This window comes from Aquamicrobium sp. (genome assembly GCF_023954335.1).
In the GTDB taxonomy this organism is placed as follows: Bacteria; Pseudomonadota; Alphaproteobacteria; order Rhizobiales; family Rhizobiaceae; genus Aerobium.
In genome coordinates this window covers 1493580-1509146 of the sequence record NZ_JAMLIE010000001.1, presented here as the reverse complement: position 1 = coordinate 1509146, position 15567 = coordinate 1493580, and the positions used below count along the sequence as shown (strand labels likewise).

At 69.7% G+C, this 15567-nt stretch carries 13 protein-coding genes; 6 read left to right on the top strand and 7 right to left on the bottom strand.

Annotated features, from left to right (window positions below):
* Positions 1–9: 9 nt before the first annotated feature.
* Positions 10–2673, bottom strand: coding sequence for a pyruvate, phosphate dikinase (gene ppdK / locus M9945_RS07435; protein ID WP_367944010.1), 2664 nt, complete (start codon positions 2671–2673; stop codon positions 10–12).
* A 202-nt stretch (positions 2674–2875) separates the two neighbouring features.
* Between ppdK and M9945_RS07430 the strand changes: the two genes are divergently transcribed.
* Together M9945_RS07430 and M9945_RS07425 are read left to right on the top strand one after the other, a co-directional pair.
* Positions 2876–3217 carry a VOC family protein gene (locus tag M9945_RS07430; protein ID WP_367944009.1) on the top strand — a complete coding sequence of 114 codons (342 nt, stop codon included), beginning with the start codon at positions 2876–2878 and terminating at the stop codon, positions 3215–3217.
* A gap of 104 nt (positions 3218–3321) precedes the next feature.
* On the top strand, positions 3322–3666 hold the full coding sequence (locus M9945_RS07425) for a GFA family protein (RefSeq protein ID WP_367944008.1): 345 nt from the start codon (positions 3322–3324) through the stop codon (positions 3664–3666).
* A gap of 114 nt (positions 3667–3780) precedes the next feature.
* Here the strand turns inward: M9945_RS07425 and M9945_RS07420 are convergent, their stop codons facing one another.
* From M9945_RS07420 to M9945_RS07405, 4 genes are all read right to left on the bottom strand, one after another.
* On the bottom strand, positions 3781–4203 hold the full coding sequence (locus M9945_RS07420) for a hypothetical protein (RefSeq protein ID WP_367928173.1): 423 nt from the start codon (positions 4201–4203) through the stop codon (positions 3781–3783).
* A gap of 267 nt (positions 4204–4470) precedes the next feature.
* Positions 4471–7926 (bottom strand): chromosome segregation protein SMC, encoded by a 3456-nt coding sequence (gene smc, locus M9945_RS07415; protein WP_367944007.1) that lies wholly within the window; start codon positions 7924–7926, stop codon positions 4471–4473.
* Positions 7927–8004: 78 nt separating this feature from the next.
* Positions 8005–8742, bottom strand: coding sequence for a DsbA family protein (locus M9945_RS07410; RefSeq protein WP_367944006.1), 738 nt, complete (start codon positions 8740–8742; stop codon positions 8005–8007).
* Between the two features lie 271 nt (positions 8743–9013).
* Positions 9014–9502: a DUF721 domain-containing protein gene (locus M9945_RS07405; protein ID WP_367928176.1), complete on the bottom strand. Its 489-nt coding sequence runs from the start codon at positions 9500–9502 to the stop codon at positions 9014–9016.
* A gap of 39 nt (positions 9503–9541) precedes the next feature.
* On the opposite strand from M9945_RS07405, the gene mutY reads away from it, so the two are divergent.
* Positions 9542–10672, top strand: a complete 1131-nt coding sequence (gene mutY / locus M9945_RS07400) for an A/G-specific adenine glycosylase (RefSeq protein WP_367944005.1) — start codon at positions 9542–9544, stop codon at positions 10670–10672.
* A complete protein-coding gene (locus M9945_RS07395; RefSeq protein ID WP_367944004.1) occupies positions 10665–11270 on the top strand; it encodes an HAD family hydrolase in 606 nt (201 codons plus the stop codon). The genes mutY and M9945_RS07395 overlap by 8 nt, the downstream gene beginning before the upstream one ends.
* Before the next feature lie 100 nt (positions 11271–11370).
* Here M9945_RS07395 and M9945_RS07390 read toward each other — a convergent pair whose 3' ends face one another.
* Complete coding sequence (locus tag M9945_RS07390) at positions 11371–12516, bottom strand: site-specific DNA-methyltransferase (protein WP_367944003.1); 1146 nt, start codon at positions 12514–12516, stop codon at positions 11371–11373.
* A gap of 194 nt (positions 12517–12710) precedes the next feature.
* On the opposite strand from M9945_RS07390, the gene M9945_RS07385 reads away from it, so the two are divergent.
* Positions 12711–13400: an HAD family hydrolase gene (locus M9945_RS07385; RefSeq protein ID WP_367944002.1), complete on the top strand. Its 690-nt coding sequence runs from the start codon at positions 12711–12713 to the stop codon at positions 13398–13400.
* A 29-nt stretch (positions 13401–13429) separates the two neighbouring features.
* Here the strand turns inward: M9945_RS07385 and M9945_RS07380 are convergent, their stop codons facing one another.
* On the bottom strand, positions 13430–14002 hold the full coding sequence (locus M9945_RS07380; RefSeq protein ID WP_367944001.1) for a hypothetical protein: 573 nt from the start codon (positions 14000–14002) through the stop codon (positions 13430–13432).
* Positions 14003–14121: 119 nt separating this feature from the next.
* Here M9945_RS07380 and thrC point away from each other — a divergent pair, with 119 nt between their 5' ends.
* Entirely contained in the window at positions 14122–15561 is a 1440-nt protein-coding gene (gene thrC, locus M9945_RS07375; RefSeq protein WP_367944000.1) for a threonine synthase, read from the top strand.
* The last annotated feature ends 6 nt before the right edge of the window (positions 15562–15567 follow it).

Sequence of the window (15567 nt, the reverse complement as noted above, 5' to 3'; positions counted from 1 at the left end):
GCCGTAAAGCTAGCGCCTGCGCGCCGCCGCCTGCGCGGCAGCGAGCCGGGCGATGGGGACGCGGAAGGGTGAGCAGGACACGTAGTCGAGGCCCACCTCCTCGCAGAAGGCGATCGAGGCCGGGTCGCCGCCATGCTCGCCGCAGATGCCGAGCTTGATGCCGGGGCGCGCGGCCCTGCCCTTGTCGGCGGCGATGCGCACCAGCTCGCCGACGCCCTCGACGTCAAGGGTGACGAACGGGTCGCGCTCGATGATCCCCTTCTGGCGATAGGTCTCGAGGAAGGACGAGGCGTCGTCGCGGCTGATGCCGAACGTGGTCTGCGTCAGGTCGTTGGTTCCGAAGGAGAAGAACTCGGCGGACGCGGCGATGGCGTCGGCGCGGATCGCGGCGCGCGGCAGCTCGATCATCGTTCCGACCATGTAGTCGATGGTGGTGCCGCTCTCCTTCATCACCGCCTGCGCCACCGCGTCGATGCGCGCCTTGACGAAGTCGAGCTCCTTCATGATGCCGACCAGCGGCACCATGATCTCCGGCACCACCGGGCTGCCGGTGCTCCTGCCCGCCTCGACCGCCGCCTCGAAGATGGCGCGCGCCTGCATCTCGGCGATCTCGGGATAGGAGACGGCGAGGCGGCAGCCGCGATGGCCGAGCATCGGGTTGAACTCGTGCAGCGCCTCGGTGCGCTGGCGCAGCCTGTCGGCCGAGACGCCCATGGCGGCCGCGACCTCGTCGATCTCGGCTTCGGTCTTGGGCAGGAACTCGTGCAGCGGCGGATCGAGCAGGCGGATCGTCACCGGCAGGCCGGCCATGATCTCGAACAGCTCGCGGAAGTCGCCGCGCTGCATCGGCAGGAGCTTGGCGAGCGCGGCGCGGCGGTCCTTCTCGACGTCGGACAGGATCATCTCGCGCACGGCGACGATGCGCTCGTCGTCGAAGAACATGTGCTCGGTGCGGCACAGGCCGATGCCCTCGGCGCCGAAGGAGCGCGCCATGCGCGCGTCGGCCGGCGTCTCGGCATTGGTGCGCACCTTCATCCGCCTTGTCTCGTCGGCCCATTCCATGATCGCGGCGAAGTCGCCCGAGAGCTCGGGCTGGAGCATCGGCACCGCGCCCTTCAGCACCTGCCCGGTGGCGCCGTCGATGGTGATGACCTCGCCGCGCCGGAAGGTGCGGCCGAGGGCGGTCAACGTGCCGGCCTTGTAGTCGACCCGGAGCGAGCCCGCGCCCGAGACGCAGGGCTTGCCCATGCCGCGCGCCACCACGGCCGCGTGGCTGGTCATGCCGCCGCGCGTCGTCAGGATGCCTTCGGCGGCATGCATGCCGTGGATGTCCTCGGGGCTGGTCTCGACGCGCACGAGAATCGCCTTGCGGTTCTGGGCGCGCATCTCCTCGGCCTCGTCCGAGGTGAAGACGATCTCGCCGGTCGCGGCGCCGGGCGATGCCGGCAGGCCGACGCCGATGACGTCGCGGTTCGCCTTGGGATCGATGGTCGGGTGGAGGAGCTGGTCGAGCGAGGCGGGATCGACCCTCAGCACCGCCTCCTCCTTGCCGATCAGGCCCTCGGCCACCATCTCGACCGCGATCTTAAGCGCGGCCTTGGCCGTGCGCTTGCCGGAGCGCGTCTGCAGCATCCACAGCCGGCCGCGCTCGATGGTGAACTCCATGTCCTGCATGTCGCGATAGTGCCGCTCCAGCCGGTCGGCGATCTCGACGAAGGCGGCGAACGCTTCAGGCATCGCCTTCTCCATCGACGGCTTGTCGGAGCCGGCCTCGATGCGGGCTTCCTCGGTCAGGTTCTGCGGCGTGCGGATGCCGGCGACGACGTCCTCGCCCTGGGCGTTGACGAGGAACTCGCCGTAGAGCTTCTTCTCGCCGGTCGAGGGGTTGCGGGTGAAGGCGACGCCCGTGGCCGACGATTCGCCCATATTGCCGAACACCATGGCCTGGACGTTGACGGCCGTGCCCCAGTCCTCGGGAATGTCGTGCAGGCGGCGATAGGTGACCGCGCGCGGCGTCATCCAGCTCGAGAACACGGCGCCGATGGCACCCCAGAGCTGCTCCTGCGGCTCCTGCGGGAACGGCGCGCCCAGCTCCTCCTCGACCTTGGCCTTGTAGAGCGCGATGATCTCCTGCCACTCGGCGGCGGAGAGGTCGGTGTCGAGGTCGTGGCCGCGCCGGGCCTTCTCGTCCTCCAGAATCTCCTCGAAATGCTCGTGGGCAACGCCGAGCACCACGTCGGAATACATCTGGATGAAGCGGCGGTAGCTGTCATAGGCGAAGCGCTCGTCGCCGGAATCGCGCGCCAGCGCGGCGACGGTGCGGTCGTTGAGGCCGAGATTGAGCACGGTGTCCATCATGCCCGGCATCGAGGCGCGCGCGCCCGAGCGCACGGACACCAGAAGCAGCCGCTCGGGATCGCCGAAGCGGCGGCCGGTGATCTCGCCAACCCGGTCGAGCGCGGCCGTGACCTGCGCCTCGAGATCGGCCGGATAGGAGCGGTCGTTGGCGTAAAACCACGAGCATACGGCGGTGGTGATGGTGAAACCGGGCGGGACCGGCAGCCCGAGGCTGCACATTTCGGCAAGGTTCGCGCCCTTGCCGCCGAGAAGGTTCCTGTCGCCGGCATTGCCTTCCGCGCTGCCGCCGCCGAAGCCGTAGACCCACTTTGTCATGCTCGCTTCCCTGCCTTTTGCCGCCGCGGCCGGATAGGCCCGCCCCCGGCCGAGGCCTGAGCGATAAGACCCGAAGGCGGCGAACGCAAGCAGCCACGATCCCAGCCGCCCGACTGAATCGATTAGCAGCGTCGCGAAAATCCATTTGCATCCGAGCGCGATCATGATATGGAACAAATCATGAACATATGAGGATGTAAAGATGAAAACCGACGGCAAGCTCGACTATCTGGAGATGCAGGCCGGCGACGGGGCGCTGGCGGGCGTGAAGGCGTTCTATGCGGCGGCGTTCGGCTGGCGCTTCACCGATTACGGCCCGTCCTACGCCGCCTTCGACGAGGGGCTGAACGGCGGCTTCGACGGCGCCGTGGCGCGCGGAGCGAAGCCGCTGCCCGTCCTTTATGCGCAGGATCTGGAAAGGACGCTTGCCGCGGTGACGGCGGCGGGCGGAGCCATCGTCAAGCCGATCTTTTCCTTTCCCAGCGGCCGGCGTTTCCATTTCACCGACCCCGCCGGCAACGAGCTCGCCGTATGGAGCGAATAGGCCGCTTTCCTCGGCGCGGAGCTGCCGCGCGGCTTTTCCGCTTGCCGTCGAGTGGATAGAAAGAGAGGTGCGCGGAGGGCGCCCTTAACGAACGGAGCGAGACGATGGTTTCGGGAAGCTGCCACTGCGGCAAGGTCAAGTTCGAGGTCGAAGGCGCGCCGGCCGAGGCGATGGAATGCAACTGCTCGCATTGCGGCCGTAAGGGCTTCCTGCTCTGGTTCGTGCCGCGCGCGCATCTGCGCAGCGGAACGCCGGTGGACGCGCTGTCATCCTACCGCTTCAACCGGCACGTCATCGACCACCGGTTCTGCCCGGATTGCGGCTGCGCCCCGTTCAGCCTCGGCACCGCGCCCGACGGCGCGGAGACGGCGGCGATCAACATACGCTGCCTCGAAGGCATCGACCTTTCCGCCGTCAAGCGCATCGCCATCGACGGCAGGAGCTTCTGACGCAGGCCGCCCGGGAGTGGGAGGCGGTTTCGGGACGGGACTCGCGCCGAACAGGAGACTGGGGCGCGGGCGGCGAAGCGGAAGGATCGCGATGCGTTTCGGACCGGGGTCGGCTCACTCCGGCTCGGGAAGGGGCGGCAGCTTCGCCAGCACCTTGCGCAGCCGGCCCGTCGCCAGCCCCACTTCCGGCTCCTTCTGCAAGGCCATGACATGGCGCATGCGGAAGGTGGCGTCGCCCTTGCCCCCAGTTAGGCCGGCACCCGTCAAGCCTGCGACCTCGCCATGCAGCGCGGCGAGGATGTCCGCGTCCCCGATCTCCTCGTCCGCGACCTGCTGGTCGATGCGGGCGATCAGCTGCGACAGCGGCCCCATCCAGGCGAAGCGCGGATCGCCGATCAGCGCGAACAGCATCGTATAGGGGTTCTGCAGCGCCGGGTCGTCGCCGATCTCGGAGCGGATCAGCGCCCTGTGCAGTTCCTTCAGCGCGCCGGAAAGCTGGACGGCGAGCGCGGCGTGCCCCGGTTCGGCTTCAGACATTCCATGCTCCTGACGCGGGCGAGCCGCCGATTCGGACGAAGGGGAAGGCGGACCGGAGCAGCAGGCATTCGTCGCGGAATGCCCGGCGCTTCAGCCATTCGATCCAGCCGCATATATGCGATGCCCGAGCAATTCCTGCAAAGGCGCGCAGCGGTATAGTGTCCGGAACTACGTAAAAACAAGGAGATGGGGCAACGGAGGCAACCCGGTCTTCGCCGGAATTGCTCCAGCCGTTTCCGCGCGGCCGCGAAATGCTCCGGCGGCGGATCACACCGCCTCGCGCATCTGCTCGGCGGTCTGGAGGTCGACCGAGACGAGCTGGCTGACGCCCTGCTCGGCCATGGTGACGCCGAACAGCCGGTCCATGCGCGCCATGGTGATCGGGTTGTGGGTGATGACGACGAAGCGCGTCTCGGTCGAGGCCGCCATCTCGTCCATCAGGTTGCAGAAGCGCTCGACATTGTGGTCGTCGAGCGGCGCGTCGACTTCGTCGAGGACGCAGATCGGCGCGGGATTGGTCAGGAACACGGCGAAGATCAGCGCCATCGCGGTCAGCGCCTGCTCGCCGCCGGAAAGCAGCGTCATGGTCTGCGGCTTCTTGCCGGGCGGGCGAGCGAGGATTTCGAGCCCCGCCTCCAGCGGGTCGTCCGACTCGATCAGTTGCAGCTCGGCCGTGCCGCCGCCGAACAGGTGGGTGAACAGGCGCTGGAACTGGGCGTTGACCACCTCGAAGGCGGCGAGAAGACGCTCGCGCCCTTCCCGGTTGAGGCTCTGGATCGCCTGCCTGAGCTTGCGGATCGCCTCGATCACGTCCTCGCGCTCGGAGACGATGGTCTCGTGGCGCTCGGTCAGCTCCTTCTGCTCCTCCTCGGCGCGCAAATTGACGGCGCCCAGCCGCTCGCGCTCGATCTTCAGCCGCTCCAGGTCGCGCTCGACCTGCGCCATCTCGGGCAGCGGCGCGTCGGGCGCCAGCTCGGCCTGGCGCAGGACGAGATGCGGAGGCACGGCGAGCGCCTCCTGGATGCGGGCCTCCGCCTCCTTGCGCCGCTCGTCGGCGGCGGTCAGCCGCTCCTCGGCGCGGGCGCGGGCCTCGCGCGCCTGCGACAACGCCTGGATGGCGTCGGTCGCGGCCCTGTCGAAGGCGGCCTGCCGGTTCTCCGCCTCCTGCAGCCGGTCGGCGGCGGCTTTGCGGGCCTCTTCCGATTGCGCGATCTGCGACAGCAGCGCGCGGCGGCGCACGTCGATCTCGTCCGGCGCCTCGGCCAGCGCCTCGTGCTCGGCCGCGGCTTCCTCGCGGCGCTCGCGCAGCGAGGCGATCTGGCGGTCGGCGTTCTCGGCCCGGCCCACCCACGATTTGCGCTCGCCGGCGATGGCGGCGAGCCGGCGGGCGCGCGCCTCGGCCTCGCGGGCAAGGCCCTCATTGGCGGCGCGCGCGTCGGCCAGCCGGGCGCGATCCTCGGCGACGTCGCGCGCGAGGGCGTCGAGCCGCGTCTGCAATTCGGAAAGGTCGGGCGTCGCGGCCAGCGCCTCCCCGGCCTCGGCGAGGCCGGCCTCGGCTTCCTCGAACGCCTCCATCACGCGGCCGCGCGATTCCTCGAGCGCGGCGCGGCGGCTGGTCAGCTCCCCGGCCGCCTTCTCGGCTCGCGCCAGCGCCTCGCGCGCCTCGCCGGCAAGGCGTTGCGCCTCGCGCCAGCCGTCGCGCGCGGCCCTTTCCTCGTCGACCGTTTGCCGTACCCGCGTTTCCGCGCCGGCGAGCGCGGCTTCCGCCGCGCGCACCAGCCGCGTCGCCTCGGTCGCCTCGGCCTCCAGCTCGGCCAGCCGGTTCTTCTGTTGCAGGCGCAGCGCCGCGGCGGTCGGCGCGTCGGCGCTGGCGGTCAGCCCGTCCCAGCGCCACAGCGCGCCGCCGGCGCTGACGAGGCGCTGCCCCGCCTTCAGCTCCGCGCGCAGGCGCGGCCCGTCGGCCTCGTCGACGATGCCGATCTGGGCGAGCCGGCGGGCAAGCTGCGCCGGGGCGTCGACCACCTCGGAGAGCGGCCGCGCGCCGGCTGGCAGCGCAGGGTCGTCGTGGCCAGAGACCTGCGCCCAATGAGCCGGCGCGGCGCGGTCGAGCGGCACGTCAAGGTCCTCGCCGAGCGCGGCGCCCAGCGCCGTCTCGTAGCCGCGCGCGACCCTGATCTTCTCGAGAACCGCGGGAAAGAGGTCGCCGCCGCCGGCGTTCAGCATCTTCGCCAGCGTGCGCGACTCGGTCTCGATGCGCTGCAATTCGGCTTTCGCCTCGGCGAGCGGCGGGCGGGCGGCGGCTTCCGCCGCGCGCGCATTCGCAACGGCCTCTTCGGCAGCGAGCGCGGCTTCCTCGGCCGCCTCGACGGCGGCTTGCGCCTCATCGAGCAGGACCCGCTTCTCGGCCGGGTCGGCAAGGGCGGCGATCCGGCCGGCGATCTCGCCCATCTCGCGGTCGATCTCGGCAAGCTGGCGCGCGAGGCGCTCGCGCCGCTCGGCGATGTCGCGCAGCGCGCGCTCGATCTGGGCGCGGCCGGCGGCGGCCTCCGCCCTCTCGGCCGTCACCGCCGCGAGCGCGGCTTCGCTGGCGGTGAGCCGGGCCACGGCCTCCTCGAACGCGGCCCGTGTCCCGGCTTCGCGCTCGGCCGCTCCGGCATTGTCCGAATTCAGGCTGCGCTCTTCCTCGTCGAGCCGGGCGAGCACGTCGGCGTTGTCGCGCACCATGCGCTCCTCGCGGCCGATGTCGGCGTCGAACTGGGCAAGCCGCTTCTCGAGCTCGGCGGCGCGGGCGCGCACGCGCTGCGCCTCCTCCTCGATCTGCGCCTTGGCGATGGTCTGGCGCTGCAAGGCGGCGGCGGCGGCCGCTTCCGCCTCGCGCAGGGCGGGCAGATGGTGGGCACTGACCGCCTGCTCCTTCGCCGCCTGCATCTGGGCGGCGGCGCGGTCGCCGACCAGCGTCGTCGCCTGCGCCAGCGCCGATTTCGCCTCCGCCTCCTGGTCCCTGGCGATGCTCCAGCGCAGATGCAGCAGGATCGCCTCGGCCTTGCGGATCTCGGCCGACAGGTTCTTGAAGCGCGAGGCCTGCCGCGCCTGCCGCTTCAGGCTCTCGATCTGGCTTTCCAGCTCGCCGACCACATCATCGAGCCGTTCGAGGTTCTGCTCGGCGGCGCGCAGGCGAAGCTCGGCCTCGTGGCGGCGCGTGTGCAGGCCGGAGATGCCGGCGGCCTCCTCCAGCAGCGCGCGGCGCGCCTGGGGCTTCGCCTGGATCAGCTCGCCGATGCGCCCCTGTCCGACCATCGACGGCGAGCGCGCGCCGGTCGACTGGTCGGCGAAGAGAAGCTGCACGTCGCGGGCGCGGGCCTCCTTGCCGTTGATGCGGTAGACCGAGCCGGCCTCGCGCTCAATGCGGCGCGACACCTGCAGCTCGTCGGCGTCGTTGAAGGCGGCGGGCGCGGTGCGCTCGGCATTGTCGAGGAACAGCGTCACCTCGGCGGTGTTGCGCGCGGGGCGCGTGGCCGAGCCGGAGAAGATGACGTCGTCCATGCCGGACGCGCGCATGTTCTTGTACGAGCTTTCGCCCATCACCCAGCGCAGCGCCTCGACGAGGTTGGACTTGCCGCAGCCATTGGGGCCGACGATGCCGGTCAGCCCGCGCTCGATGACGAACTCGCCGGGCTCGACGAAGGACTTGAAGCCGAGAAGGCGCAGGCGCGAGAATTTCATGCGCGCACCCGCGCGCATCGGCACGGGGCGCACCGGAGGGTGCGGGACACGCGCCTCGCCTTGCCCTCGTCCCTGCCGCTAGAGCAGGCTTTCGATGATGGCCGACATCTCGTCAACCTTCAAAGCCCCCGAATATTTGTTGCCGTTGATGAAGAAGGTCGGCGTCGCGTCGATGCCGAAATCGGTCGCGCCGCGCGTACGCACCGCCCGCACATCCTCCAGAAGCTTCTGGTCGGTCAAGCAGGCCTCGAACGCTTCCTGTGAAAAACCGGCCAGACGGGCGATCTGGAGCAGCGCCTCGCGGGCGTTGTCCACCCCCGCCCAGTTGCGCTGCTGCTTGAACAGCACGTCGATCATGGCGAAATACTTGTCGTCGGCGCAGCGCGCCAGCATGAAGCCGGCCTCGGCGCGCGGATCGAACGGGAACTCGCGGAACACCATCCGGGCCTTGCCGGTGTCGATGTAGCGTTCCTTGATCACCGGCAGTGTCTCGTTGTGGAAATTGGCGCAGTGGCCGCAGGTCATCGAGGCGTATTCGACGATGGTGACGGGGGCGTCGGCGTTGCCGATCGTCTTTTCCGGCAGCGCGCCCTCCTCCAGGAGCTTGGCCATGTCAACCTTGCCGGAGGGCGCGGGCGCGGCGGCCGCCGGCGGCGTGGCCGGTGCGGGCGTCGCCGGCGCTTCGGGAGCCGGTGCCTGCGGCGCCTGCGCCTCGGCGCCGCCACTGCCGGAATCGCTGCACGCCGCGAGCAGGGCCGCGGCCGGAAGGCCGGCGAGCAAGGCAAGAACTGTACGGCGCGGGACAGAGCGGATCATGCGAATCACCTGATGACGGATTGAACTGTGCAGCCTTTTCGGCCGCGAAGGCGAGCGTGATGCCGAATTAAGGCAAATCTGTCCCCAATCCAATGGGCGGGCGGCGACGGAGCGTTCACAAAAGAGGGAAGGGAGGGAGGAGGAATAGCGAATAGTGAGTAGGGAGTAGTGGGTGCGGCGGGTCCGAAGGCGCGATGCCGGCACCGCCTCGAAGCGAAGAGACTCCTTTCTCCCCTACTCACTACTCACTACTCACTACTCACTATTCGCTCTACGATCCCATCATCGACCGTCCCAGCCGCGCCAAGGCTTCCCGCAGGCCGTCGTCCTCGATCTGGCGCACCATGCCGGCGAGGCGGGCGGCCTCCGTGCCGGTCAGGGCGCGCGGCTTCGGGCGCGGCTTCGCGGCGACCGCGACGGGCTTCTGGACGATCTTCACGCGGCCGATGGCGGCGAAGCCGAGGAAGGCGTTGACGCGGGCGATCACCTCGCCCGTCTCATGCTGGAGGTGGAGCGCGGCCATGCCCTCGCAGGCGACGACCAGCGTTCCCGGCTCGAACGGGTCGTCCTCGTGCATCCGGCGCGGCCAGGCGATCTTCTCCGGCCGCGTCGTCGCGGCCAGCCGCTCGCCGGCGATCTCGTCCCACGACTGGACGAGGCCGATGGTGATGCCGGCGCGCCGGCGCAGCACCGGATCGAGGATGCCGGAAGCCAGATCGCTGACCGGCACGGCATTGCCGTTGCGGCGTTTCCCTGTCATGAGCGGTCTTCCATCGTTGCGGGCCGGCTGAACGGGTTCATGGCAAGGCACACTAGCACCGAAAGCGGCGGTTCCAAAGCAGGCGGGCGCGTGGCGGCCGGGCGCGTGGCGGCGCGTCTGCTCGCCTGGTACGACGCCCACCATCGCGACCTGCCTTGGCGGGTGCCGCCGGCACGGATCGCGCGCGGCGAGCGGCCCGATCCCTACCGGGTCTGGCTTTCGGAGATCATGCTCCAGCAGACGACGGTGGAGGCGGTGAAACCCTATTTCGCACGCTTTGTCGCCCGCTGGCCTTCGGTCGAGGCGCTGGCCGGGGCGGAGGCCGACGACGTGATGAAGGCGTGGGCGGGGCTCGGCTACTACTCGCGCGCCCGCAATCTCAAGGCCTGCGCCGAGACGGTCGCGGCAGCATATGGCGGGCGGTTTCCCGACAGCGAGGCGACCTTGCGCGCCCTGCCCGGCATCGGCGCCTATACGGCGGCGGCCGTCGCCGCCATCGCCTTCGGCCGCCCGGCCGCGGTGGTGGACGGCAATGTCGAGCGCGTCGTGTCGCGCCTTCGCGCCATCTCGACGCCGCTGCCCGCCGCCAAGAGCGAGATCCGGGCGCATGTCGAGGCGATGCTGCCGCCCGACCGGCCGGGCGACTTCGCGCAGGCGATGATGGACCTCGGCGCGACGCTGTGTTCGCCGAAACGGCCGAAATGCATGCAGTGCCCGGTCAACGAGGATTGCGCGGCGCTCGGCGAAGGCGAGCCCGAGCGCTATCCGGTCAAGGCACCGAAGAAGGAAAAGCCGCTGCGGCGCGGCGCGGCCTTCATCGCCCTGCGCGGCGACGGGGCGGTGCTGTTGCGCAAGCGCGCCGGGAGCGGGCTGCTGGCCGGCATGGCCGAGCCTCCGACGAGCGCGTGGACGGCGCGTCAGGACGGCGGGACCGGCCCGGAGGCCGCGCCCTTCCCCGCCGACTGGCGACCGGCGGGCACGATTGCCCATGTCTTCACCCATTTCGAGCTCCGGCTCGACATCTGGCGGGCCGAGGTTTCCGGCCTCGCTGCGCCGCAGGACTGGTGGTGGTCGCCCCCCGCCAATCTCGACGGCGAGGCGCTGCCCACGGTCATGAAGAAGGCGATCGCGGCGGCCCTGCCCCACCGCCGAGGAGGAAAGAATGACTGAAATCCGTCACATCGTCTTCGACATCGGCAAGGTGCTGCTCCATTACGACCCCGAGCTGCCGTTCCGCCGGCTGATCCCGGACGAGGCGGCGCGGCGGCAATTCCTCGCGGAAGTCTGCACGCCGGAATGGAACGTCGAGCAGGATCGCGGCCGGCCGTGGCCCGAGGCCGAGGCGCTGCTGATCGACCGGCACCCGCAGCACGAGGCGCTGATCCGCGCCTTCCGCCGCCACTGGCGCGAGATGGTGCCGCACGCCTATGACGACACGGTAGCGATCCTCGCGCGGCTGGTCGAGGCCGGGCACGACGTGACGCTGCTGTCCAATTTCGCCGCCGATACCTTCGCCGAGGCGCGCACGATCTTCCCGTTCCTCGCCCTGCCGCGCGGGGCGACGGTCTCGGGCGAGGCCGGCGTCATCAAGCCGGACGCGGCGATCTATCGCCTGCATGCCGAGACGTTCGGCCTCGAGCCGGCGGCGACGCTGTTCGTCGACGACAGCGCGAAGAATGTCGAGGGCGCAAGAAACGCCGGCTGGCGGGCGGTGCTGTTCACCGACGCGCCGACGCTTCAAAGCGATCTGGCGCGGTTCGGGCTCTAGAGCAGCAGGCGTTCTGACGAACGCGGCTTCCGCTGCTCAGCTTCTTTCCTTTCGCCGCATTTATGCGACGCCGGACGATTCCGTCCGGCTGCAAAATGCTCTAGCCGCCCGCGCGCTCGATGCCGAGGCGCACGATGCGGCGCAGCTCGTCGATCGGCATCAGGCCGCCATGGCGCTCGTAGTGCCAGAAGGTCCAGCCGTTGCAGGCGTCGAGGCCCTGCACCTGCGCCCCGACCTTGTGGATCGAGCCGGCGACGTCGCCGCATTCCAGCGTGCCGTCGGCGCGCACGACGGCGCGGAAACGGCGGCGCGCGTCGTGGAGCGCCGCGCCCGGCCGGATCAGCCCGTTGTCGAGCAGGCTGGCGAAGGCGACGCGCGGCTCGGCGCGCTTGCCGGTCATGATCTTGAGCGCGGTCATCTCCAGCGGCTCGACCTCGGCGATGCGCTCCAGCGCGGCGTCGATATAGGCCTGCTCGCGCTCGACGCCGACGAAATGGCGGCCGAGCTTCTTCGCCACCGCGCCGGTGGTGCCGGTGCCGAAGAACGGGTCGAGCACCACGTCGCCGGGCTTCGACGACGAAAGCAGCACCCGCGCCAAGAGCGCCTCCGGCTTCTGGGTGGGATGGACCTTGATGCCGTTCTCGTCCTTCAGCCGCTCGTTGCCGGTGCAGATCGGGAACAGCCAGTCCGAGCGCATCTGCACGTCGTCGTTCGCCGCCTTCATCGCCTCGTAGTTGAAGGTGTAGCCCTTGGCTGAGGGATCGCGCGAGGCCCAGATCATCGTCTCGTGCGCGTTCTGGAAGCGGCGCCCGCGAAAATTCGGCATCGGGTTGGTCTTGCGCCAGACGATGTCGTTGAGGATCCAGAAGCCGAGATCCTGCATGATCGCGCCGACGCGGAAGATGTTGTGGTAGGAGCCGATCACCCAGATGGTGCCGTTGGGCTTCAGCACCCGGCGCGCGGCGAGCAGCCAGGCGCGGGTGAAGGCGTCGTAGGCGGCGAAGCTCTCGAACTGGTCCCAGGCATCGTCGACCGCGTCGACCTTCGACTGGTCGGGCCGGTGCAGGTCGCCGTCGAGCTGGAGATTGTAGGGCGGGTCGGCGAAGATGACGTCGACTGATTTTTCCGGCAGCCGCTCCAGCGCGGCGACGCAATCGCCTTTCAGGATCGTGTCCAGCCACTCGGCGGCAGGCGCTGCGGGGGAAAGGCCATCGAGATGACGCAAGGCTGTCTGGGAAGCGGACATGGGTACACCGGGAACGCGGGTTACTCTTAACTCGCCGTTATGGTTACCTTTTCCGGTAAATTTTTAATGAAGCGCGGCCCGATTTCCTACCCGATCTCCCGTGCGGCAAGCCCGGCGCGATTTGCCGTCCGGAGAACCATGGTGTATGCCGCGCGGCTTCCCCGTCCCGCCCATCGTCCCGAAAGGTCCCGCCGATGCCGCAACCCGAACTCGTCATCTTCGATTGCGACGGCGTGCTGGCCGATTCGGAGATCATCGCCGCGCGGGTCGAGGCCGACATTCTGACCAAGGCGGGCTTTGCCATCACCCCGGAGGAACTGGCCGAGACCTATGCCGGCCTGACCTTCAAGGACATCATGCTGCGCATCGAGCAGGAGGCGGCCATTCCCTTCCAGGCTACCCTGCTCGACGAGGTCGAGCGGCTGGTCGACCAGCGGCTGGCGCGCGAGGTCCGGGCCATCGACGGCGCGCGCGAGGCGGTGGCGTCCGTCAAGGGCAAGCGCTGCGTCTGCTCCAATTCGGGCACGGCGCGGGTGGAATTGACGCTGACGCGGGCCGGGCTCCTGCCCTTCTTCCCCGGCGCGGTGTTCTCGGTCGCAGACCTGCCGGACGGGCGGCCGAAGCCCGCGCCCGACATCTTCCTCCACGCGGCCAAGACGATGGCGGCCGACGCGCGCGCCACCTTCGTGATCGAGGATTCCGTCCATGGCATCGCCGGGGCGCGGGCGGCGGGCATGCGCGTCATCGGCTTCACCGGTGGCTCGCACAGCCACCCCGGCCATGCCGACCTCTTGACGGAGGCCGGCGCGGAAACGGTGATCCGGCGCTGGGCGGATTTTCCCGCCGTCATCGCCGCCCTGTCGGAATGGTCGGACGGGGCGTGATCGCCCCGTCACCGGACCTCGTGAAGGCGCTAGCGCCCCTTCGGCGCCGGCTCGAAGCCGACGATGACGCGCACGTTGCGCGAGGTCGGGTTGGGCATGGAGAAATTGCGGTCGACGACGATGAACTGGGTCGCGCCGGCCGTGTCGGCGATGGCGACGTCATGGTCGAAGCGCTGGGTGTGGATTTCCGTCGTGTCCTGATAGACGGTGATGCGCAGCGGCAGGCGCACCGTCCCGGCAACGCCCACGGGGCCGGGAATGAGGCGACCGGCGATGCCGATCGTTATCGAGGTCATGCCGCCGCCATAGGTGCAGCTGCGCGTCGTGTCGGTGATGGCGGCGCGATAGCTGAGCTTCGACGCGTCACCGTCGCCGCCGCGCTGGTAGGAATTGAGCACCGCGTTGTCGGCGGCCAGCGTCACCGCCGGGCAATAGGCCAACAGCTCGGCTGCGGTGATCGTCTCCTGCCCGGCCGGGGGCTGGCTCTGCCCGCCGCCGCCGATGTTGAGCGCGCCGAGCGTATCGCCCGACTGGCAGCCCGAAAGCGCCAGCGCGAGACAGGCCGCCGCAAGGCCGGCCGACTTCAAGCGAACAAATGCCATGAACCGCACTTCCCTCATGCAAAGCTGGCGTTCTATACCAACGCCGCAGTAAAAAGGCGACCGCGCGATTGCGGTTTTTCGAAGACCGCGCCGCGGGCGGCGCAACGGGACGGACTATCATGCGCTATATAAGCACAAGGGGCGGCGCGCCCGAACTGGGATTCTGCGACGTGCTGCTGGCGGGGCTGGCCCGCGACGGCGGGCTCTACGTGCCCGTCGAATGGCCGCAGCTCTCGCCCGACGAGATCCGCGCCCTGAGGGGGCTTTCCTATCCCGACCTCGCGGTCAGGCTGCTGACGCCGTTCCTCGGCGGCGAGATCGACGAGCGCACCTTCGCCGGCATCGTGCGCGAGGCCTATTCGACCTTCCGCCACGACGCCACCTGCCCGCTCATCCAGACCGGGCCAAACGAGTTCGTGCTCGAGCTGTTCCACGGGCCGACGCTCGCCTTCAAGGACGTGGCCATGCAGCTCCTGGCGCGGCTGATGGACCATGTGCTGGCCGCGCGCGGCGAGCGGGCCACCATCGCCGGCGCGACCTCGGGCGACACGGGCGGCGCGGCCATCGAGGCCTTCGCCGGCCGTGACCGCACCGACATCTTCATCCTGTTCCCGCATGGCCGCGTCTCGCCGGTCCAGCAGCGCCAGATGACGACGTCAAGCGCCGGCAACGTCCATGCCATCGCGCTCGAAGGCAATTTCGACGATTGCCAGGACATCGTGAAGGGCATGTTCAACCACCATGCCTTCCGCGACGGTGTCGCGCTCGCCGGCGTCAACTCGATCAACTGGGCGCGGATCATGGCCCAGATCGTCTATTATTTCTCCTCGGCCCTGTCGCTCGGCGCGCCGGACCGTCCGGTCTCCTTCACCGTGCCGACGGGGAATTTCGGCGACATCTTCGCGGGCTACGCGGCGCGGCGCATGGGCCTGCCCATCGAGCGGCTCATCATCGCCACCAACGACAACGACATCCTCGCGCGCACCCTCGCCGCCGGCGTCTACGAGACGCGCGGCGTCACCGAGACCACCTCGCCGTCGATGGACATCCAGGTGTCGTCCAATTTTGAGCGCCTGCTCTACGAGGCCTCGGGCCGCAACGCCGAGGCCGTCGTCCGCTGCATGGACGGGCTGAAGCAGTCGGGCCGCTTCGCGGTGCCCGAAGGGACGCTGGAGGCGATCCGCCGCGACTTCGACGCCGGCCGCTCGACCATGGAGGAGACGGCGGCGACGATCAAATCCGTGCTCGCCGGCACCGGCTACCTGATCGACCCGCACACCGCCACCGCGGTCAAGGTCGCGCGCGACGCGGCGCGGGGAAAGGCCGGGGACGGCCGCACGCCGATGGTGGTGCTATCCACCGCCCATCCGGCCAAGTTCCCCGCCGCGGTCGAGGAAGCCTCAGGCACGCGCCCGGCCCTGCCCGCATGGCTCGGCGACCTGATGGAGCGCGAGGAGCGTTACAGCGTGCTTCCATCCGACCGTAAAATGGTGGAAGATCATATCAGCCGGCTGACCAGAGCCGCGTCGGGAGCGGCAGGATCGCGTTCGGGGAGCTGAGTACGA